General features: G+C 66.2%; 2 protein-coding genes and 1 pseudogene. All 3 read left to right on the top strand.

The features are described from left to right. Positions 1–280 (top strand): annotated as a pseudogene (locus tag ACYQ0U_RS22685) (hypothetical protein); the annotation flags it as partial. 3 nt (positions 281–283) lie between these two features. Beyond that, the gene (locus ACYQ0U_RS22690; protein ID WP_459976152.1) at positions 284–433 is read left to right on the top strand and encodes a hypothetical protein; all 150 of its coding nucleotides are present in this window, start codon (positions 284–286) and stop codon (positions 431–433) included. A gap of 13 nt (positions 434–446) precedes the next feature. Further along, positions 447–1,041: tyrosine-type recombinase/integrase (locus tag ACYQ0U_RS22695; RefSeq protein WP_459976153.1), on the top strand; the 595-nt coding region annotated here is incomplete at its 3' end.

The following is a 1,041-nucleotide window of genomic DNA, read 5'->3' on the forward strand; positions in this document are numbered from 1 at the left end:
CGTGGCTAAAATGCAACCCTCATGCCGGGCAAGCTGTCCCGGCAGCTACATGGCACAGCCATCGCTTCGGTTCTCCACAAGCGCGGCGGTCGCCGGTGCACACCTTCACTACGAGAGCAAACCTGTTCTCGTCACGACGAAGGAGCACACCGTGAGCACCACGACCGACACCAACATGGAAGGCGGCATCTTCACCATCGACCAGGCCGCCGCGTATCTCTCGATTCCGAAGGCCACGCTCTACACCTGGAGAACCCGGCGCGCGGGCTTCGGCCCATGAGCGGTGAAGATCGGCGGCTGCCTGCGCTACCGCCGATCCGACCTGGACGCCTGGGTCGAGGAGCACGTCGACAACTTTGACGACCTCCCGCTCGTCCCCGAGCAACGCTCCGGCGACGGCGTCTCGTTGTCCCGGGCAAGCCGGCCGCGCTGAGGAAGGGTTCGAGATGGCACGCGGACGCCCGCCGACGGCGTTGGGCACCTGGGGCACGATCCGGATTACACAAGTTCGAGAAGGTGCGTACCGGGCGCGCACCCGGATCCGGGACAAGGACGGAGTGACTCGAGAGGTCACGGCTACCGGCACCACGAAGGCGGCGGCTGAGCGCGCGCTGCGTGAGAAGCTGGTCGATCGCGCCACACCCACCCGGCAGGCGATCACCTCCGACACCACAGTCGCCAAGCTGGCGTCGCTGTGGCTGAAGTACCTCCGCGACGAAGGTCGGATCGAGGCCACCACCATCAATGAGTACGAACGCATTCTCTCCAAGGTGGTCATCCCCGAACTCGGCCGGCTTCGCCTCCGGGAGATCACCACCAGCCGGCTCGACCTCTTCCTTGTCCGGCTCCGCGCAACCAGCACCAGCCGTCAGTGGAAGACGAAGGTGGTCATGGGCGCGATGCTCGGGATGGCGGTCCGTCACGACGCGCTCGCCGTGAACCCGGTCCAGCAGACCTCGCGCATCCACCGCGAGAGGTCCGAGACTCGCTCTCTGACTCTCGAGGACCTGAACACGGTCCGCACGGCGCTGCGTGCCTGGA

It is taken from the genome of Nocardioides pyridinolyticus (genome assembly GCF_054653575.1).